Annotated in this window: 15 protein-coding genes; 1 reads left to right on the plus strand and 14 read right to left on the minus strand. The window is 71.1% G+C overall.

Going from position 1 to position 19,700, the window contains the following annotated elements:
* Positions 1-113: 113 nt before the first annotated feature.
* From obgE to ACWGJY_RS08980, 8 genes are all read right to left on the minus strand, one after another.
* Positions 114-1,550 (minus strand): GTPase ObgE, encoded by a 1,437-nt coding sequence (gene obgE, locus ACWGJY_RS08945; protein WP_453260101.1) that lies wholly within the window; start codon positions 1,548-1,550, stop codon positions 114-116.
* Between the two features lie 177 nt (positions 1,551-1,727).
* On the minus strand, positions 1,728-1,985 hold the full coding sequence (gene rpmA, locus ACWGJY_RS08950) for a 50S ribosomal protein L27 (RefSeq protein ID WP_018088248.1): 258 nt from the start codon (positions 1,983-1,985) through the stop codon (positions 1,728-1,730).
* 14 nt (positions 1,986-1,999) lie between these two features.
* Entirely contained in the window at positions 2,000-2,320 is a 321-nt protein-coding gene (rplU, locus tag ACWGJY_RS08955; protein WP_363151074.1) for a 50S ribosomal protein L21, read from the minus strand.
* Positions 2,321-2,546: 226 nt separating this feature from the next.
* Positions 2,547-6,221, minus strand: a complete 3,675-nt coding sequence (locus tag ACWGJY_RS08960; protein WP_453260102.1) for an Rne/Rng family ribonuclease — start codon at positions 6,219-6,221, stop codon at positions 2,547-2,549.
* Positions 6,222-6,441: 220 nt separating this feature from the next.
* The gene (locus tag ACWGJY_RS08965; RefSeq protein WP_453260103.1) at positions 6,442-7,242 is read right to left on the minus strand and encodes a TIGR03936 family radical SAM-associated protein; all 801 of its coding nucleotides are present in this window, start codon (positions 7,240-7,242) and stop codon (positions 6,442-6,444) included.
* Positions 7,243-7,478: 236 nt separating this feature from the next.
* Complete coding sequence (locus tag ACWGJY_RS08970) at positions 7,479-8,048, minus strand: GNAT family N-acetyltransferase (RefSeq protein WP_453260104.1); 570 nt, start codon at positions 8,046-8,048, stop codon at positions 7,479-7,481.
* A gap of 78 nt (positions 8,049-8,126) precedes the next feature.
* Positions 8,127-10,052, minus strand: a complete 1,926-nt coding sequence (locus tag ACWGJY_RS08975) for a TIGR03960 family B12-binding radical SAM protein (protein WP_453260105.1) — start codon at positions 10,050-10,052, stop codon at positions 8,127-8,129.
* Positions 10,053-10,250: 198 nt separating this feature from the next.
* Positions 10,251-11,903, minus strand: coding sequence for a CYTH and CHAD domain-containing protein (locus ACWGJY_RS08980; protein WP_453260106.1), 1,653 nt, complete (start codon positions 11,901-11,903; stop codon positions 10,251-10,253).
* A 180-nt stretch (positions 11,904-12,083) separates the two neighbouring features.
* On the opposite strand from ACWGJY_RS08980, the gene ACWGJY_RS08985 reads away from it, so the two are divergent.
* Positions 12,084-12,530 (plus strand): ATP-binding protein, encoded by a 447-nt coding sequence (locus tag ACWGJY_RS08985; protein ID WP_453260107.1) that lies wholly within the window; start codon positions 12,084-12,086, stop codon positions 12,528-12,530.
* 7 nt (positions 12,531-12,537) lie between these two features.
* Here the strand turns inward: ACWGJY_RS08985 and rodA are convergent, their stop codons facing one another.
* From rodA to ndk, 6 genes are all read right to left on the minus strand, one after another.
* The gene (rodA, locus tag ACWGJY_RS08990; protein WP_453260108.1) at positions 12,538-13,752 is read right to left on the minus strand and encodes a rod shape-determining protein RodA; all 1,215 of its coding nucleotides are present in this window, start codon (positions 13,750-13,752) and stop codon (positions 12,538-12,540) included.
* On the minus strand, positions 13,749-15,899 hold the full coding sequence (gene mrdA / locus ACWGJY_RS08995) for a penicillin-binding protein 2 (protein ID WP_453260109.1): 2,151 nt from the start codon (positions 15,897-15,899) through the stop codon (positions 13,749-13,751). The genes rodA and mrdA overlap by 4 nt, the downstream gene beginning before the upstream one ends.
* A gap of 48 nt (positions 15,900-15,947) precedes the next feature.
* On the minus strand, positions 15,948-16,667 hold the full coding sequence (mreD, locus tag ACWGJY_RS09000) for a rod shape-determining protein MreD (RefSeq protein ID WP_453260110.1): 720 nt from the start codon (positions 16,665-16,667) through the stop codon (positions 15,948-15,950).
* Between the two features lie 3 nt (positions 16,668-16,670).
* Positions 16,671-17,603, minus strand: coding sequence for a rod shape-determining protein MreC (mreC, locus tag ACWGJY_RS09005; protein ID WP_453260111.1), 933 nt, complete (start codon positions 17,601-17,603; stop codon positions 16,671-16,673).
* 245 nt (positions 17,604-17,848) lie between these two features.
* On the minus strand, positions 17,849-18,868 hold the full coding sequence (locus ACWGJY_RS09010; RefSeq protein WP_003985182.1) for a rod shape-determining protein: 1,020 nt from the start codon (positions 18,866-18,868) through the stop codon (positions 17,849-17,851).
* Positions 18,869-19,162: 294 nt separating this feature from the next.
* On the minus strand, positions 19,163-19,576 hold the full coding sequence (gene ndk / locus ACWGJY_RS09015) for a nucleoside-diphosphate kinase (protein ID WP_453260112.1): 414 nt from the start codon (positions 19,574-19,576) through the stop codon (positions 19,163-19,165).
* Between the last annotated feature and the right edge of the window lie 124 nt (positions 19,577-19,700).

Here is a 19,700-nt window from a genome sequence, read left to right on the forward strand (position 1 = left end):
GGCGCAGCGCGAACGGGGAAGGTCCCCGGGAGTTCTCCTCCCGGGGACCTTCCCCGTTCGCTGCGTGCCCGGGGCCGCCGGGCGGCTCCGTCAGACGGACCGTCAGAAGGCCGTCAGAAGGGCCGGAAGCCCTCGTACTCCTGGTCGGCCTCGTCCCGCGCCTCGTCGCGGTCCCTGCGGCGCTGCGCGGCCGGCCGGGGCGCCTCCAGGCGGTGGTCCTCGCCACGGCGTCCCAGCATCTCCGCGCCGGCCGCCATCATCGGCTCCCAGTCGAAGACGACGGCGTTGTCCTCGGGGCCGATGGCGATGCCGTCGCCGGCGTGCGCGCCCGCCTTGCGCAGCGCGTCCTCGACACCGAGACGGTTGAGGCGGTCGGCGAGGTAGCCGACGGCCTCGTCGTTGTTGAAGTCGGTCTGGCGGACCCAGCGCTCGGGCTTCTCGCCGCGCACGCGGAAGAAGTTCTCGCCCTCCTCCGTGACCGTGAAGCCGGCGTCGTCCACGGCCTTGGGCCGGATGACGATACGGGTGGCTTCCTGTACGGGCTTGGCGGCACGGGCCTTGGCGACGACATCGGCGAGCGCGAAGGACAGTTCCTTCAGGCCCATGTGGGCGACCGCGGAGACCTCGAACACGCGGTATCCGCGCTCCTCCAGGTCGGGGCGGATGATGTCGGCGAGGTCCTTGCCGTCCGGAACGTCGATCTTGTTGAGGACGACCATCCGGGGCCGGTTCTCCAGGCCGCCGTACTGCTTGAGCTCCTCCTCGATGGTGTCGAGGTCGGAGACCGGGTCACGGTCGGCCTCCAGGGTCGCGGTGTCCAGGACGTGCACGAGCACCTCGCAGCGCTCGACGTGCCGCAGGAACTCCAGGCCCAGGCCCTTGCCCTGGCTCGCGCCGGGGATCAGACCGGGGACGTCCGCGATCGTGTAGACGGTCGAACCGGCCGTCACCACACCGAGGTTGGGCACCAGGGTGGTGAACGGGTAGTCGGCGATCTTGGGCTTGGCGGCGGAGAGCACCGAGATCAGCGAGGACTTGCCGGCGCTCGGGTAGCCGACCAGCGCGACATCCGCGACGGTCTTGAGCTCCAGCACGATGTCGCGGGCCTCGCCGGGCTCGCCGAGCAGCGCGAAACCGGGGGCCTTGCGGCGGGCGGAGGCCAGCGCGGCGTTGCCGAGGCCGCCGCGGCCGCCCTGGCCGGCGACGAAAGTGGTGCCCTGGCCGACGAGGTCGGCGAGCACATTGCCCGCGCGGTCCAGGATGACGGTGCCGTCGGGGACCGGCAGGACCAGGTCCTGGCCGTTCTTGCCCGCGCGGTTGTCGCCCGCGCCCGGCTGGCCGTTGGTGGCCTTGCGGTGCGGGTGGTGGTGGTATTCGAGAAGGGTGGTGACGTCCTGGTCGACGACCAGGATCACATCACCGCCACGGCCGCCGTTGCCGCCGTCCGGGCCGCCCAGCGGCTTGAACTTCTCCCGCATCACGGAGGCCACGCCGTGGCCTCCGTTACCCGCGGCGACGTGCAGCTCGACGCGGTCCACGAAGGTGGTCATGGTGGGGGTGCCTCCAGATAACTACGGGTATGTCGCTGTACTGCGCGCATGTCTCTGTCCTGCGCACATGTGTCTGTACTAACACGCAGGGGCGGACCGGCCTTCCCGCTCTCGCGGGAAAAGGCGGTCCGCCCCTGAGTGATGCTGATGCTGAGCTATCGCTCGGTCAGGCCGGAATTACTCGGCGACCGGGACGATGTTCACGACCTTGCGACCACGGTGGGTGCCGAACTGCACCGCGCCCGCAGCCAGGGCGAACAGGGTGTCGTCGCCGCCGCGGCCGACGCCCGTGCCCGGGTGGAAGTGGGTGCCACGCTGGCGGACCAGGATCTCACCGGCGAGGACGGCCTGACCGCCGAAGCGCTTCACGCCGAGCCGCTGAGCATTGGAATCGCGACCGTTCCGAGTGGACGATGCGCCCTTCTTGTGTGCCATGTCTCCTCAGTCCCTTACTTCGCCGGAGCGTCGATGCCGGTGATCTTCAGCGCCGTGTGGAGCTGGCGGTGGCCGATCCGCTTCTTGTAACCGGTCTTGTTCTTGTACTTCTGGATCCGGATCTTGTCGCCCTTGTGGTGGTCCACGACCTCGCTCTGGACCTTCACGCCGGCCAGGACCCACGGGTCACTGGTAACCGAGTCACCGTCGACGACCAGCAGCGTGGAGAGCTCGACGGTGTCGCCGACCTTGCTGGTGGAAATGCGGTCTACCTCGATGACGTCGCCAACAGCAACCTTCTGCTGGCGTCCGCCGGTGCGCACGATCGCGTACACGCGGAACTCTCTTTCGCTAGGAACGGATCCTCTGATGCCAGCCGCTCACACGGGCTCGGGATGGGGCCCGTGGAATCCGAAGGGACGAGCGGCCTCCCTCGGCGGACCGAGAGGTGTTTGCTCAGGGGTTTGGTGTCACAGACACCGACGGTCAAGGTTACGGGGCCTTGACCAGGGGGTCAAACCGGCCCCGGACCAACGACGGCCCGGGGCACGGCCGTACTGCTCAGTCCTCCGTGGAAGCGGACACCGACGCGGCCGGAGCCTGCTCGGCGGCGGCGGTCTTCTTGGCCGCCGCCTTCTTGGTCGTGGCCTTCTTCGTGGTGGTCTTCTTCGCCGTGGCCTTCTTGGCGGTGGTGGTCTTCTTCGCCGCCGCCTTCTTGGCCGTGGTCTTCTTCGCCGCGGTCTTCTTGGCGGTGGTGGTCTTCTTCGCCGCCGCCTTCTTGGCCGTGGCCTTCTTCGCCGCGGGCTCCGCCTCCGCCCCGGCGCCCCCGACGGGCTCCGTGACCTCGGCCGGCTCCGGGGCCGGCTCCGGCTCGGCGGCCGGCGCGGGCTCGGCGGGCACGACGATCGCGGCGGCCTCCTCGGCGGCCTTGGGGGCACCCGCCGGAGCGGACACCTTACGGCTCGCCCGGCGACGGCCACGGCCGCGCCCGGCTGCCGCCTCGGCCTCGGCCGGGCTGCCGAACCACTCGTCGGTCCCGTCCACCGCGGGCTGCAGCTCGGCCTCTGTGACGGGGGCGGGCTCCAGCTCCGGCGCGCCGCCGTCCGGGGCCGCCTCGACGGCCTCGGCCTCGGCCTCGTGGACATGCGGCTCGGGCTGGGTGCCCTTGCCCTTCTTCTTGCGCTTGCCACCGCCGCCGGCCGTCGTCGGCTGGTCCATGTGGACGATGACGCCGCGGCCGTTGCAGTGCACACACGACTCGGAGAAGGACTCCAGCAGGCCCTGGCCGACCCGCTTACGGGTCATCTGCACCAGGCCGAGCGAGGTGACCTCGGCGACCTGGTGCTTCGTCCGGTCGCGGCCCAGGCACTCCAGCATCCGCCGCAGCACCAGATCCCGGTTGGACTCCAGCACCATGTCGATGAAGTCGATGACGACGATGCCGCCGAGGTCGCGCAGCCGCAGCTGGCGCACGATCTCCTCGGCCGCCTCCAGGTTGTTCCTGGTGACCGTCTCTTCGAGATTGCCGCCCTGACCGGTGAACTTCCCGGTGTTGACGTCGATCACGACCATCGCTTCGGTCTTGTCGATCACCAGCGAACCGCCGCTGGGCAGCCAGACCTTGCGGTCCAGCGCCTTCATCAGCTGCTCGTCGATGCGGTACGTCGCGAAGACGTCGACGTCCGAAGTCCACTTCTGCAGACGGTCGGTGAGGTCCGGGGCGACATGCGCGACATAGCCGTGGATGGTCTCCCAGGCGTCGTCACCGCTGACGATGACCTTGGAGAAGTCCTCGTTGAAGATGTCCCGGACGACCCGGACGGTCATGTCCGGCTCGCCGTAGAGCAGGCTCGGCGCGTTGGCGCTGCCGCCGCTCTTGGCCTTCTTCTGGATCTCTTCCCACTGCGCCTGCAGCCGCTGGACGTCGCGCGCCAGCTCGTCCTCGCTCGCGCCCTCCGCCGCGGTGCGGACGATGACGCCCGCGTCCTCGGGAACGATCTTCTTGAGGATCTGCTTCAGCCGCGCCCGCTCGGTGTCGGGGAGCTTACGGCTGATACCCGTCATCGAGCCCTCGGGCACATAGACCAGGTAGCGGCCGGGAAGCGAGACCTGGCTGGTGAGCCGGGCGCCCTTGTGGCCGATCGGGTCCTTGGTGACCTGCACCAGCACGGACTGGCCGGACTTCAGCGCGGTCTCGATGCGGCGCGGGCCGTTGGACATCCCGAGCGCCTCGAAGTTGACCTCACCGGCGTACAGCACGGCGTTGCGGCCCTTGCCGATGTCGACGAAGGCGGCCTCCATCGACGGCAGGACGTTCTGCACCTTGCCGAGGTAGACATTGCCGACGTACGAGGTCGCCTGCTCCTTGTTGACGAAGTGCTCCACGAGCACGTTGTCCTCGAGGACGCCGATCTGGGTGCGCTCGCCGCTCTGGCGGACGACCATCACCCGCTCGACGGCCTCACGACGGGCGAGGAACTCCGCCTCGGTGATGATCGGCACCCGGCGGCGGCCCTGCTCGCGCCCCTCGCGGCGGCGCTGCTTCTTGGCCTCCAGGCGCGTCGACCCCTTGATCGACTGCACCTCGTCGGCGCTGGTGCTCTCGTCCTTCTTGCGGGGCTCACGGACCTTGACGACCGTGCGCTCCGGGTCGTCGGTGCCACCGGTCCCGTCCTCGCCCGTGTCACCGGTACGACGACGGCGGCGACGGCGCCGGCGGCTGCTGCTGGAGCCGCCGCCCGACTGCTCGTCGGCCTCCTCCTGCGCCTCGTGCCCGGCGGCCTGCTCGTCGTCCTCCTCGGACTCCGGCTGGGCACTCTCGTGCTCCCCGGCACCCTCGGCGGGCTGCTCCTCGCCGCCCTCGGCGGACTCACCACGACGGCGGCGACGGCCACCACGGCGGCGGCGGCGCGAGGGGCGGTCGGCGGACTCGTCCTCGCCGTGGCCGCTGTCGGCCTGCTCGGCCTCCGCTTCGGTGGCTTCCTCGGTCTCCGGCTCCTCGGCCGGGGCGGCGGACACCTGCTCGGGCGCTTCCGGGGCGCCACGACGGCGACGGCGGCGGGCACCGGCGGCGGGCTGCTCCTCCACGACCTGCTCGGTGACGGTCTCCTCCTGGCGCGCCGCGGCATGGGCGGCGGCCGCGCTCTCCGGAGTCTGGAACATCGGCTCGGTGAAGACCGGCGCCTGGAAGACGGCGGTCGGCGGCCGCTGCGCCCGGCGGCGGCCGCGCTGCGGCGCCTCCTGCGCGGGCTCCTCCTCGGCGCGGGGCGCCTCGGCGGCCGGCTCCGCGGCACGCTCGCCACGGCGGCGGGCCCGGCGACGGGGGGTCTCGTCGGTCCCGGCCGCGGCGGCCGGTGCCTCCTCGGCCTCCGCTTCCGCAGGCTCCGGGGCCTCCTCGGCGGCCTGCGGCGCACCCGCGGGGGCGGTGACCTTACGGGTGGCACGCCGGCGCGTCCGGGCCGGCTTGGCGTCCTCGGCGGGGGCCGGGGCCTCCTCCTCGGCGGCGGGGGCGTCCGCAGTGGTGCTCTCGACCGGGGCGGCGGCCTCGACGGGGGCGGCCTCCGTGCCGGCGTCGCCCGCCTGCGGGGCACCGGCCGGAGCGGTGACCTTGCGGGTCGCCCGGCGACGGGAACGGCGCGGCGCGGCGTCCTCGGTCTCCTCGGCGGCGGGGGCGCTCTCCGCGGGGGCGCTCTCCGCGGGGGCCTCGACGGGCCGGGCGGCGGGCGCGGGCGCCTCGGCGGCGGCCGGCTCCTGGCCCTCCTCGGCCTGTGGGGCGCCGGCCGGAGCGGTGACCTTACGGGTCGCCCGGCGACGGGAACGGCGCGGCGCGGCGTCCTCGGTCTGCGGTGCCTCAGCGGGTGCCTCGGCGGGCGTCTCGGCGACGGCCGGTTCGGCCGCTGCCTCGGGCTGCTCGGCGACGGCCGGCTGCGGGGCTCCCGACGGGGAGGTGACCTTACGGGTCGCCCGGCGGCGGGTCCGGGCCGGCTTGGCCTCGTCCCCGGTGGTGACCGCGGAGGCGGTGGCCTCCTCGGCCAGGGCCGGATCGGCCGCGGCAGCGGTGTCGGTGTCGGTGCTCACCACCGCAGTTTCGGCGGCGCCGGCCACCGGCGGACCGGCCGGCCGGGAGGCCGCACGGCGCCTGCGGCGGGGCGGCAGCGTGTCGCTGGGTGAGTGGTTGTCGTCGGCACCACGGTCCTGGGACGGCGTGGAGCTGGTGGGCTCAATGGGCTCGAGCATGCGGGCGGTTCTCCCGTCACGCTCCCGGGCGCCGCGCCTGATTCCGGCCGCGGTCCGCGTGATGAGCGCGGTCCCGCTGTCCGGGGCGTGGGCGCCGCACGGGAGCTGTCGTCTCGCTCACCGATCCCCGTAGGGCAGGGACCGGCGAAAGTCTCCTGGTCAGTGCGTCTGCCGGACCGGGGTGGCTCCCTGGCTGATCGGCGACGCGACGACGGCAGTCCTACGCAGTACCTTCCCCGGCTGCCGGGGAGGCCCCACTCGTCGCCTTCGCGGCACTCAGCCCGGCGGCCGTGGATGGGGCGGCCGTGGCAGCGTCGCGGTCGGGCGTGAGCGGGTCGGTCACCGCGCCGGTCTCCTCATCGAGCAGCCCCTGCGCCAGCCTGGTCACCGCTGCGGGGACCGGCGGCGCCAGGTCGGCCGTAGCTCGGAGGCCGGACAGGACGTCGTCGGGTCGAACGGCAGGTGTCAGATGCCGAACAACCAGCCGCAGTATCGCACAGGCATTGCCGCCGGGCCTATCGCTGTCCCCGGCAGCGGCCTCCAGACGCGCCACCGCGGCCCGCGCGTCAAAGGAACGCATGCCGTTTTTCGTCCGCCGCTGGACCTGAACCTCTTCCGCGGTGAGGAACGCCTCGACCGCGCGCCCGGCCGCTTCCGCGCCGACCCCGTCGAGCCGGATCTCCCACACCGAGGCCTGGAGCCGGTCGGCGAGACCGCTCGTGTGGGCCTCCACGGCGTCGGTCACATCGAGCCCGTCGGGCAGCGACTCGTCGAGCAGGGCGCGCAGAATATCCGGATCGCGGCGCTCGGCGAGCTGGATCTCCAGATACTCGGCCTCGCTGCCCGTACCGGTCGGGGCGGCGTTGGCGTACGACACCTTGGGGTGCGGGGTGAAGCCCGCCGAATAGGCCATAGGGACCTCGGCGCGGCGCAGCGCCCGCTCGAAAGCGCGCTGGAAGTCGCGGTGGCTGGTGAACCGGAGGCGGCCGCGCTTGGTGTAGCGCAGTCGGATGCGCTGCACCGCCGGTGCGGGCGGCGGGCCTTCGGGCTGTCGCTTGCCCAGTGTCGTTCAGTCCTTCGTGAGTGCGGTCGTACTGCTACCTAGAGTACGTGCCCCGGGGGCTCCCGGTTCCCGGCGGGGCGGCGCAGCGGCGGCCCCCAGCGGCTCGCCGGGTGCGCCGGACAGCGCCCGCCGGATCTCGCCGGCCCTCCCTCTTGCTTCCTGCTGCCCTTGCGCTGCCCGCCCCGGCGGAAGCCTCAGGCGGGCCGGTGCGGGCCCTGCCCGGCCGTGGTTTCCGCGGAGAACCAGTAGCGCAGCCTCTCGTCCCGCTGGTCCTCGAAGACACCGCCGCAGGCCTCGATGACCTTACGGGAGCCGGCGTTGGTGTTGTCGCAGGTCACCAGCACGGGGTCGATGCCCAGCTCATGATGGGCGACCGGCAGCGCGGCGCGCAGGATCGCGGTGGCATGGCCGCGGCGGCGGGCGCCGGGGCGTACGGCGTAGCCGATATGGCCGCCCCAGGTGAGGAGGGAGGGGGTGAGGTGGTGCCGGAAGGTGACCCGCCCCAGGTAGGTGTCGCCGTCCGCCCACCAGCGCGTGGTCATGGGCACCACACCGTCGACGCGTTCGTCGCGGAGGACGCCGGCGGCCAACTCGACGTACTCGGCGAAGCCTTCGGCGGTCGGCCAGCGGCTGTGCCAGGTCGTCAGTTCCTGGGCCAGGCGGGAGTGCGGGACACCCTCCGCACCGTTGGCACGGAATTCGTCCATCGCGGCGAGGAACGAGGCGTGGACGGCGACGGTCGGGGCGACGAGCTGCGGCGGCATCGCCTCATTGTGCGGGAACACACCACGGCCCGGCCACCGCGGGGTGCGGGGCCGGGCCGAAGAGGCGTAGGCAGGGCGCTACTTGACGACCGTCAGCGGCAGCAGCTTCTTGCCGGTCGGGCCGATCTGGATTTCGGTGTCCATCTGCGGACACACCCCGCAGTCGAAGCACGGGGTCCAGCGGCAGTCCTCGACCTCGGTCTCGTCGAGGGCGTCCTGCCAGTCCTCCCAGAGCCAGTCCTTGTCCAGACCGGAGTCCAGGTGGTCCCAGGGCAGGACCTCCTCGTACTCCCGCTCACGGGTGGTGTACCAGGCGACGTCCACACCGAAGCCGGGCAGCGTCTCCTCGGCGGCCTTCATCCAGCGCTCGTAGGAGAAGTGCTCGCGCCAGCCGTCGAAGCGGCCGCCGCCCTCGTGGACGGCGCGGATGACCGAGCCGACGCGGCGGTCACCGCGCGAGAGCAGGCCCTCGACGATGCCGGGCTTGCCGTCGTGGTAGCGGAAGCCGATGGAGCGGCCGTACTTCTTGTCGCCGCGGATCTTGTCGCGGAGCTTTTCGAGACGGGCGTCCGTCTCCTCCGCCGACAGCTGGGGCGCCCACTGGAACGGGGTGTGCGGCTTGGGGACGAAGCCGCCGATGGAGACCGTGCAGCGGATGTCGTTCTGTCCGGAGACCTTGCGGCCCTCGGCGATGACCCTGACCGCCATGTCGCCGATCTGGAGCACGTCCTCGTCGGTCTCGGTCGGCAGACCGCACATGAAGTAGAGCTTCACCTGCCGCCAGCCGTTGCCGTAGGCCGTGGAGACGGTCCTGATCAGGTCCTCTTCGGAGACCATCTTGTTGATGACCTTGCGCATCCGCTCCGAGCCGCCCTCGGGCGCGAAGGTCAGACCGGAGCGACGGCCGTTGCGCGTCAGCTCGTTGGCGAGATCGACGTTGAAGGCGTCGACGCGGGTCGACGGCAGCGACAGGCCGATCTTGTCCTTCTCGTACCGGTCGGCGAGGCCCTTGGCGATGTCGCCGATCTCGGTGTGGTCCGCGGAGGACAGCGACAGCAGGCCGACCTCCTCGAATCCCGTGGCCTTCAGCCCCTTGTCCACCATGTCGCCGATGCCGGTGATGCTTCGCTCCCGTACAGGGCGCGTGATCATGCCGGCCTGGCAGAAACGGCAGCCGCGGGTGCAGCCACGGAAGATCTCGACCGACATCCGCTCATGGACGGTCTCGGCCAGGGGGACGAGCGGCTGCTTGGGGTAGGGCCACTCGTCCAGGTCCATGACGGTGTGCTTGGACACCCGCCACGGGACGCCGGAGCGGTTCGGCACGACGCGGGAGATCCGGCCGTCGGCCAGATACTCGACGTCGTAGAACCGGGGGACGTAGACGCTGCCCGTCTTGGCGAGGCGCAGCAGCAGTTCGTCGCGCCCGCCGGGCCGGTCCTCGGCCTTCCAGGCGCGGATGATCTCGGTGATCTCCAGGACCGCCTGCTCACCGTCGCCCACGACCGCGCAGTCGAGGAAGTCCGCGATCGGCTCGGGGTTGAAGGCCGCATGGCCGCCGGCGAGGACGATCGGGTGGTCTTCCGTACGGTCCTTGGCCTCCATCGGGATGCCGGCCAGGTCCAGGGCCGTGAGGAGGTTGGTGTACCCCAGCTCGGTCGAGAAGGAGACACCGAGGACGTCGAAGGCGCCGACGGGGCGGTGCGCATCGACCGTGAACTGCGGGACGTCGTGCTCACGCATCAGCGCTTCGAGGTCCGGCCAGACGCTGTACGTGCGCTCGGCCAGCACGCCCTCGCGTTCGTTGAGGACCTCGTAAAGGATCATGACGCCCTGATTGGGCAGACCGACCTCGTAGGCGTCGGGGTACATGAGCGCCCACCGCACGTCACAGGAGTCCCAGTCCTTGACGGTGGAGTTCAGCTCACCGCCGACGTACTGAATGGGCTTCTGCACATGCGGGAGCAGGGCCTCGAGCTGCGGGAAGACCGACTCGGCAGACATCTCGAACCTTCGTGAGCTGGCGGGGGCGACTCTCAAGCGTAACTGCTCGCAGCCGCCCCCCTCACCCGGCGACCGGACACCCCGCGGCGGCGGGGAGCACCGGACCCGGCGCACCGCGCGCCCGTCCCGCGGGGCGGGTGCGTTCCGCGCCGGCGGGAGCTGCCGTGCACCGGGGCCGCGCGCTCGCTCACCGTACGGTCACGGCCGGAGCGCGGCCCGGTGCCGGGGCCGCGAGACCTTCTTCCACAGGCCCGGCAGCTCCCGTTCCCGGTCCGCCGCGAGGGCCTCCTCGCGCCCGTGGAGCAGACCGAACGTGAAGCCGCCCTCACCGGCCCGCTGCGCCTGGACCGCCAGTTCGCGCAGGGCGCCGCGCGCCACGACGCTGTCCTGGTGGTCGCCGAGCAGCTGCTGCACCCGCTTGATCCGGCCGGCGAACTTCTTCGCCGGCCGGCCGAGCGCCGGGCGCGCGGCCTCCGCCGCGTACCGCGCGCGCTTGGCGGCCTTGCGGGCGCCGTGCAGGGCCTCGTCCCGCTCCCGCCCGGCCGGTGCCGCCAGCGCGGCCTCCACGCGGCGGGCCAGCCTGCGGTAGTCCTTCAGCACGGCCCCGGCCGCCACCTCGGGCGCCGGCCGGGCGGCGGCCGGGAGCAGCGGCGGCGCCGCCAGGAGCGCATGCAGCGTCTTCAGCAGCGACAGGTAACGGGACCCGTCCAATACGGCGAGCACCTCCTGCCGGGAGCCGGTCCGGCGCCGCTCGGACCAGATGCGCAGCCGGGCGGCCACCGGACCGAGCCGCAGCGTCCGGGGCACCTCCGCCAGCGCCTGCCGCAGCCGCGCGGTCAGCACCTCACGGTCCCGGTCCACTCCCAACTCCGCTGCCAGCCATTGGAGTTCGAGGCCGATGGGCTGGGTGGCGGAGCGGTCGAGCACCTTGGTGTACGAGCGGAAGGCGCTGCGCAGCCGGCGGGTGGCGACCCGCATCTGATGGACGGAGTCGGGCAGATCGCGCCGTACCGCCGGATCCAGCTCGATGATCACCCGCACCTGCTCGCGGACGTAATCCAGCACCACGTCCCCGGCGGTGCGCCGCTCCTTCTCCTTCCCGGCGCCCTTGTTCCCGCGCTTCTTCCCGGCGCCCTTACCTCTGCGCCCGGCGGAGCCGTCGGTGCGGCGCGTGCCCGGCCCGTCGCCGCCGCCCGGCCCGTCGCCGCCGCCCGGTGCGGACCCGTCGCGCTCCAGGCCCGTCTCGGCCAGTGCCCGCGCCAGCTTCGACTGCGCCCCGGCGGGGCGCGCGCCCGCCGCGAGCAGCGCCCGGCCGACCTCGTCGAGCAGTGCGGTGTCGCCGCCCCCGGTCAGCTCCGCCTCGATCTCGCGCCACCGGGCCTCGGTGGCGTCGGCTCCGGCGCCCGCACCCTTCCGCGCCGGCTGCGCGCGCACCGCGTCCACCGCCACCTCCGCGAGCGGTGCGCCCGCGGCGTCCCGCAGCACCCGCACCCTGCGCCGGGTCCGCAGCCGTACGACGGGGATCAGCTCCTGGTCCAGCACCCGTGACCGGACGAGCGCGGTCAACTCCGGGGGTGGCGCATCGGACAGCGGTGCCCGCACCTCGTCCCGCACCCCCGGCGCGACCGGGAGTTTCAGATGCCAGCCCGCGTCCCTGCCGCCGGTGCGCCGGCGCAGCGTGATGCCCGCGGCGGCGAGGCGGTGGCCGGCGGTGTCGTAGTAGAGGGCGTCAAGGTCCTCCACGCCCGCCTCGGCCACGTCCGCGACCCGGTCAATACCGGCCAGATCGGGCAGCTGCACATCGCCGTCGATCTCGTACTTCCGCTCGATTTCCCGCACGGTTTCCGCCATGCATCGAGGCTAGTCACCCGCCCCGGCCGGTACCACCCACCCGAGCGCGACAGCAGCTGCCTGGCGGGATCCGGAGCAGCGGGTGGCACGCGCCGCACGGCATGACTTACGCTGTGTGACGTTTTGCATACACAGAGTGCCATCCATGCTCACTCGACCCCCTCGGGGAGGGAGACACCCGTGCACCCCCCAACCGCACCCGTCACCCCCACACCCATCCGCATCTCGGCAGGCGCCCGCCCGTACGTGCTGACCGCGCCGAGCACTCCCACCGCCCCGAAGGCCGCCCGCGATTTCGTCCGCGCCGTACTGCGCCGCACAGACCTCGCGCCGCTCCTCGACACCGCGGTGCTGCTCACCTCGGAGGCGGTGACCCGCTCCCATCTGCGCACGCCGCGGTCCGCGGACATCCTGCTGCGGATGCTGACCGCCGGGCACGGACTGCGGATCAGCGTGCACGACGAGGCGCCGGCCCGGATTCCGCGGCCGGCGCCGACGGCCGGCGAGCAGACCACGGACTACGGGCAGCTGCTGACCGGCCACCTCGCCCACGACTGGGGCACGACGCCGTTCGAGGGCCTGCCGCGGTCCACCTCACTGTGGTTCGAGCTGCGCCTCGGGTCGTGACGCGACGTCAGCGCGAGGCCGACAGCGGACGCTGTACGCGGATCGACTGGAGCAGCCCGATCGCGATCCAGACCGCGAACATGGAGGTGCCGCCGTAGGAGACGAACGGCAGGGGGAGACCGGTGACGGGCATGATGCCGAGGGTCATACCGATGTTCTCGAAGGACTGGAAGGCGAACCAGGCGATGATGCCGCAGGCAACGATCGTGCCGTAGAGCTCGGTGGACTCACGGGCGATCCGGCAGGCCCGCCACAGGACAACACCGAGCAGCACGATGATCAGGCCCGCGCCCAGGAAGCCGAGTTCCTCGCCGGCGACGGTGAAGATGAAGTCCGTCTGCTGTTCGGGGACGAACTGTCCGGTGGTCTGGCTGCCGTGGAAGAGACCGGAGCCGGTCAGTCCGCCGCCGCCGATCGCGATCCGGGCCTGGTTGGTGTTGTAGCCGACCCCGGCCGGGTCGAGGCTCGGGTTGGCGAACGCGGCGAACCGGGCGATCTGGTAGGCATCGAGCAGACCGAGCTGCCAGATGGCGACGCAGCCGACGACGCCGGCCCCGGCCAGGCCGAGGATCCAGCGGTTCGAGGCGCCCGAGGAGAGCAGGACGCCCAGGATGACGGCGCCGAGCACCATGACCGAGCCGAGGTCGGGCATCAGCAGGATCACGCCGACGGGGATGGCGGCCAGGCCGAGGGCCTGGACGACGGTGCGGTGGCCGGGGTGCGGGCGGTCGCCCGCATCGACCCGGGACGCCAGGATCATCGCCATGCCGAGGGTGATGGTGATCTTCGCGAACTCGGCGGGCTGGAGCGAGAAGCCGCCGGGGATGGCCAGCCAGGAACGCGAGCCGTTGATGGTGGCGCCCAGCGGTGTCAGCACCAGCAGCGCCAGCAGGACCGACAGGGTGTAGAGGATCGGGATCGCGCCGCGCAGCGTGCGGTGCCCGAGCCAGATCGTGGCGGCGGCCATCGCCAGGCCGATACCGAGATTGAGCAGATGGTGCAGGAAGTAGAGGTACTCGTCGCCGTGGTTCAGCTCGGTGCGGTTGCGGGTGGCGGAGAAGACCAGTACCGCGCCCATCAGCGACAGCACCAGGCAGGACAGCAGCAGTATCCAGTCCAGCTTGCGCAGCACCGAATCGCGCGCCGTCAGCTTGCCCCAGGTGCCGAGTTCGGGGGTGTAGCGCCGGATCGAGAACGCCCGGGAGGTATGGCTGGTCGTCACTGTGGGCTCTCCGATGCGGACGGCGACGGCGACGGCGGGGCATACGGCTTGATGGGCTGGGCCTGGATGGTGCCGTCACCCTCGATCTTGGGGAGCGGTCCCTGAGGCTTCGGCAGCAGAGCCGCCTTCGGGTTGATCCCGCCCTTCTCGTCGACTCCGTACAGGGCGTTGTAGATGTTGCGAACGGCCGGACCGGAGGCGCCGGAGCCGGTGCCGCCCTGGGAGATCGTCATGACGATCGTGTAGTCCTTGGTGTACGTCGCGAACCACGAGGTGGTCTGCTTGCCGTAGACCTCGGCCGTACCGGTCTTGGCGTGCATCGGAATCTTGTCCTGCGGCCAGCCCTGGAAGCGCCATGCGGCGGTACCGCGGGTGGCCACACCCGCCAGCGCGGAGTCGATCTGCCGGAGCGTCTTGGGGCTGTCCGGCAGCTTGCCGTGCGAGGTGGGCCTGATCTGCTGCACCTTCTTGCCGTCGGGGCTGACGACGGCCTTGCCGACGGTCGGGTTGTAGAGCGTGCCGCCGTTGCTGATCGCGCCGTAGATCGTCGCCATCTGGATGGGGGTGACGAGGGTGTCGCCCTGTCCGATGGCGTAGTTGATGGAGTCGTAGGCGTGCAGCTTCATGCCTTCGAGGCAGCCCTCGCGGGCGAGCTTGGTGGCGAAGTCCTTCTTCTTGGGCCAGGCCTTGGCCTGCTCGCACCAGCCGCCCTTGTTGGCCTTCCAGAAGGCGTTCTTCCACTTGCGGTCGGGGACCCGGCCGGTGACCTCGTTGGGGAGGTCGATGCCGGTCTCCTTGCCGAGACCGAACTGGTGGGCGGTCTTGTAGAACCAGTCGTTGGGGTCCTTCTTGGGCTTGTCCCCGCCGTCCTTCTTCCACTCGTCGTGCGAGAGCCGGTAGAAGACGGTGTCGCAGGAGACCTCCAGTGCCCGGCCCAGGCTGATGTCGCCGTGGCCTTCCCCTTCGAAGTTCCTGAAGACCTGGCCGCCGATGCTGTACGAGCTGGTGCAGGGGTAGTGGCCGTTGAAGTCGTAGCCCGCGTTGACCGCGGCCGTGGTCGAGATGACCTTGAAGATCGAGCCGGGGGCGGCCTGGCCCTGGATGGCGCGGTTCAGCAGCGGGTAGTTGGAGTCCTTGCCGGTGAGGTGGGCGTAGTCCTTGCCGGAGATCCCCCCGACCCAGGCATTGGGGTCGTAGGTGGGGTTGGAGGCCATCGCCACCACCCGGCCGGTCTTGGCCTCCATGACGACCACGGCACCCGAGTCGGCCTTGTAGTTGGTGCCCGTGTTCGTGTCGTGGACCTTACGGGCGTCCTTCATGGCCTGGTCGAGCTGCTGCTCCGCTATGGCCTGCACCCGCGCGTCGATGCTGGTGACGACGCTCGCACCGCCCTGGCCCTTCTCGCTCTTGGCCTGCCCGATGACCCGGCCGAGGTTGTCGACCTCGTAGCGGGTGACGGCGGCCTTGCCGCGCAGATAGCGGTCGTACGTACGCTCCAGACCGGACCGGCCGATCTGGTCGGAGCGCAGGAACGGGGAGTGGGTGTTCTTGGCCTTGTTGATCTCCGCGTCGGTGACCGGCGAGAGGTAGCCGAGCACCTGGGCGGTGTTGGCGCTGCCGGGTTCGGCGTAGCGGCGCACGGCGGTGGGCTCGGCGCTGATGCCGGGGAAGTCCTCGGAGCGTTCGCGGATCTGCAGGGCCTGCTGGGTGGTGGCCTCGTCGGTGATCGGGATCGGCTGGTACGGCGAGCCGTTCCAGCAGGGCTGCGGGGTCTTGGCGTCACACAGCCGGACCTTGTCGCGGATCTCCTTCCCGGACATGCCGAGCACCTTGGCGAGCCGGCCGAGCACGGCCTTGCCGTCGTCCTTCATCTTCAGCAGGTCGGTACGGCTCGCGGAGACGACCAGACGGGTCTGGTTGTCGGCCAGCGGCACGCCGCGCGCGTCGAGGATGGAGCCGCGGGTGGCGGGCTCGATGACCTGCTGGACGTGATTGTTCTTCGCCTCGGTGGCGTACTCCTGGCCATTGCGGATCTGCAGATACCAGAGCCGGCCGCCGAGGGTGAGCAGCAGGGAGAAGACCAGGATCTGGATCGCGATGAGCCGGACGCTGACCCGGGAGGTCCGGGTTTCCGGGAGATTACTCATGGCGCGCAGCGCCTCCACGAAGGGGGGTGGTCGTCAGGAGGGAGGGCGTCACAGTCGCTTGACCCCCTTGATGCGGCCCACCTTGTCGCGGGCCGACTTGCCGAGCAGGCTGCCGCGCTGGCTGCCGATGCCGGTCCCCGTGCGCAGGGACTTCATGGCGCCGCGGCTGGCCTTGAGCCCCGTGCCGGTGGTGAGCCAGCCGTAGCCGGCATCCCGGCCGCCGGCCGCGCCGCTCGGGCTGCCGGAGCTGTCGCTCGCCAGCGGATCGTGCTCCGTTCTCCGCGCCAGCGCCATCACCAGCGGGACGGTGAAGGGCGCCAGCAGCAGGTCGTAGAGGGTGGCACTGAGCAGCAGTCCGACGATGCCCACGTGCCGGGCGGCGGTGTCCCCGACCAGCGCGCCGACACCGGCGTACATCAGCGTCGAGCCGATGGCGGCGCCGATGACGACCAGCAGCGGCAGGGTCGCCGAGCGGTGCCGGCCGGAGTCCGGCCTGGTCAGACCCGCGGCATAGCCGATGACGCAGAGCACCAGCGCATAGCGGCCGATGGCGTGGTCGGAGGGCGGGGCGAGGTCGGCCAGCAGCCCGGCGAAGAAGCCGACCAGCGCGCCGCCGACGTGGCCGTGGACCAGCGCGAGGCCGACCACGACGAGCAGCAGCAGGTCCGGTACCGCGCCGGGCAGTTGGAGCCGGGCGAGGATGGTGACCTGGATGACGAGGGCGACGACCACCAGCGGGGCCGAGAGCAGGATCCGGTTGATGCGCATCGGTCAGCTCCTGGGAGGGACGCTCGCGGAGGGGGTGGCCGTGACGGTGACCGTCGGCGTCGGCTTGGGCTTGGCCGGCTGGGGAGGCAGGACGGTGTCGCGCGGGTCCTCGCGGGGCGGTGCGACGACGACGCCGACGATGTCGAGCTGGGAGAAGGAGACAAAGGGCCGGACCTGGAGGGTGCGGGTCAGATCACCGTTGGACGGCTCGACCTTGACGACCTTGCCGACGGGCACGCCGGGCACGAACGGCTTGTCCTTGCTGGAGCCGAAGGTCACCAGGCGGTCGCCCCGCCTGATGTTGGCCTTGCCGTTGAGCAGTTGGACGCGCAGTGAGCGGACGCCCTGGCCGTTGGCGAAGCCGATCTCGTTGGTCTTCTCCATGCGGGTGCCGACGGTGAAGTCGGGGTCGGCGGCCAGCAGGACGGTGGAGGTGTCGGCGCCGACGGTGGTGACCCGGCCGACCAGACCGTCGCCGTTGAGCACGGTCATGTCGCGGGCGATGCCGTCGCGGCTGCCGGCGTCGATGGTGACGGTCCAGGAGAAGCCCTGGGCCGAGCCGATGGCGATGACCTGGGCGCCCTTGATGCCGTACTGGCCGGTGCCCGCGGTCTTGAGGATCTTGTCGAGCTCCGCCGCGCGGTTGCGGTTGCGGTCGGAGGAGCCGAGCTTGGCCTTCAGCGCCGCGTTCTCCTGCGTCAGCTTGCTGATCCGGTTGTGCCGGCTGCCGGAGTCCCGCACGGCGCCGATGGCGTTGCCGACCGGGTTGACGACGCGGGCGACGCCGCTTTCGACCGGGCCGAAGGCAGAGGCGGCGGCTTGCCGGGCACCATCGAGCGGGGACTGTTCGCCGCCGCGGATATCGACCGTGATCAGCGCGAACGCGATCGCGACCAGCAGCACCAGCAGCAGCCGGCTCTCTCGTGTGTCCCTCACGTGCGGCGGCCGTGTCCTTCCTCGTAGGACCGGCCGGCTGCGGGCCCCGCCGGTCTCGTTCGGGAGTTGAGCGTTGTGCCTTGATATGACGGTGCCGGATGATGAAGCGTCAGTGCACCGTGTCTGTCGGGCTGTTGTGCCTGTATATCAGCGATCCGGCGGACGGATCGGCCGCCGTCGCCGGGGTTCCCGAACCGCCGCGGACGCCGCTCGACGGCCGCGGCGCGGTCGGGACCCGGGCCGTGCTACCTGCGCGGCTGGGAGTCGAGGACCTGCTGGAGCGCCTCGAACTCCTCGACGCACTTTCCGGAACCGAGCGCGACGGAGTCGAGCGGGTCCTCGGCGATGTGGATCGGCATACCGGTCTCGCGGCGCAGCCGCTCGTCGAGGCCGCGGAGCAGGGCGCCGCCTCCGGTGAGCACGATGCCGCGGTCCATGACATCACCGGACAGCTCCGGCGGGCACTTGTCGAGCGTCGTCTTGACCGCGTCGACGATGGAGTTGACCGGCTCCTCGATGGCCTTGCGGACCTCGGCGGCCGAGATGACGACCGTCTTCGGCAGGCCGGAGACCAGGTCACGGCCGCGGATCTCGGTGTGCTCGTCCTGTTCGAGGTCGTATGCCGAGCCGATGGTGATCTTGATGCTCTCGGCGGTGCGCTCGCCCAGCAGAAGGCTGTACTCCTTCTTGATGTGCTGGATGATCGCATTGTCGAGCTCGTCGCCGGCCACCCGGATGGACTGGGCGGTGACGATCCCGCCGAGCGAGATGACCGCGACCTCGGTCGTGCCGCCGCCGATGTCCACGACCATGTTTCCGGTGGCCTCGTGGACCGGCAGACCGGACCCGATCGCGGCGGCCATCGGCTCCTCGATGATGTGGACCTGGCGGGCGCCGGCCTGGGTCGAGGCCTCGATGACCGCGCGGCGCTCCACCCCGGTGATACCGGAGGGGACACACACCACGACCCGCGGGCGGGCCAGATAGCGCCGCTTGTGGATCTTGAGGATGAAGTAGCGGAGCATCCGCTCGGTGATCTCGAAATCGGCGATCACGCCGTCTTTCAGGGGCCGTACGGCGACGATGTTGCCGGGCGTGCGCCCGATCATCTTCTTCGCCTCAGCACCTACCGCGAGGATCCCGCCGGTGTTGGTGTTGATGGCCACGACCGACGGCTCGTTGAGGACGATGCCACGGCCCCTGACGTACACCAGCGTGTTGGCGGTCCCGAGGTCGACAGCCATGTCACGGCCGATGAACGACATGTTGTTCCCCATGAGGATACGTCTGGCCTTCCCAACTGGAGCGAATGCTTACTGGAGGTCGGCAGGAGGTGATGCGCTGTGCGGCGCGGAAGCCTCCATCGTAGTTCGTAGTGCGCCCACTCGAACACGTCGGGAGGCTGTTCCGCCATTGTCAGCCGTACACGCACCCGCCCCCCTTAATGCTGACGTCGTGTCGCGGTGATGCGTTCCCCCGATCGTGTTGTATACACCAAAGGGCGACCGATGATTTTGTCGGTCGCCCCTGGTCACGAGGGGTGTAGGGCTGACGAGGCGTCAGGAAATCCCGGGGAAGAAAATCTTGATCTCGCGCTCGGCGGACTCTTCGGAATCCGATGCATGGATCAGATTCTCCCGGGTGATCGTTCCGAAGTCCCCACGAATGGACCCACCCGGCGCGGCAATCGGGTCAGTCGGACCGGCGAGCATCCGCACGCCCTCGATCACCCGCTCGCCCTCGACGACCATCGAGACCACCGGCCCGGAGGACATGAACGCGACCAGGGGCTCGTAGAACGGCTTGCCGACGTGCTCGGCGTAGTGCTGCTCCAGGATCTCGCGGTCCAGGCTGCGCAGCTCCAGCGCGCTGATCGTCCAGCCGGCCTTCCGCTCGACACGGCCGATGATCTCGCCGATCAGGCCGCGCTGGACGGCGTCGGGCTTGAGGAGGACGAGGGTGCGCTGGCTCACGGAGAAACTCCCTGGATATGAACAACGGTCAGCGGGTGCACTGAGGCTACATGGGTGACCAGGCCCTGCGCGGCCCAGCCCCCGGCGGCCCGCACGGCCCCCCGAGGGCCTCGCCGCGGCCGGG

The organism is Streptomyces sp. NPDC054765 (assembly GCF_053612065.1).

Coding starts and splice junctions, on each gene's coding strand:
- ACWGJY_RS08970 (WP_453260104.1), bottom strand. CDS start 8,048: ATGCCGCCGCAGCTCGTCGCCCCGACCGTCGCCGTCCACGCCTCGTTC.
- ACWGJY_RS08975 (WP_453260105.1), bottom strand. CDS start 10,052: ATGTCTGCCGAGTCGGTCTTCCCGCAGCTCGAGGCCCTGCTCCCGCAT.
- ACWGJY_RS09010 (WP_003985182.1), bottom strand. CDS start 18,868: ATGTCGTTCATCGGCCGTGACATGGCTGTCGACCTCGGGACCGCCAAC.
- ACWGJY_RS08980 (WP_453260106.1), bottom strand. CDS start 11,903: ATGGCGGAAACCGTGCGGGAAATCGAGCGGAAGTACGAGATCGACGGC.
- ACWGJY_RS08960 (WP_453260102.1), bottom strand. CDS start 6,221: ATGCTCGAGCCCATTGAGCCCACCAGCTCCACGCCGTCCCAGGACCGT.
- mreD (WP_453260110.1), bottom strand. CDS start 16,667: ATGCGCATCAACCGGATCCTGCTCTCGGCCCCGCTGGTGGTCGTCGCC.
- obgE (WP_453260101.1), bottom strand. CDS start 1,550: ATGACCACCTTCGTGGACCGCGTCGAGCTGCACGTCGCCGCGGGTAAC.
- mrdA (WP_453260109.1), bottom strand. CDS start 15,899: ATGAGTAATCTCCCGGAAACCCGGACCTCCCGGGTCAGCGTCCGGCTC.
- rpmA (WP_018088248.1), bottom strand. CDS start 1,985: ATGGCACACAAGAAGGGCGCATCGTCCACTCGGAACGGTCGCGATTCC.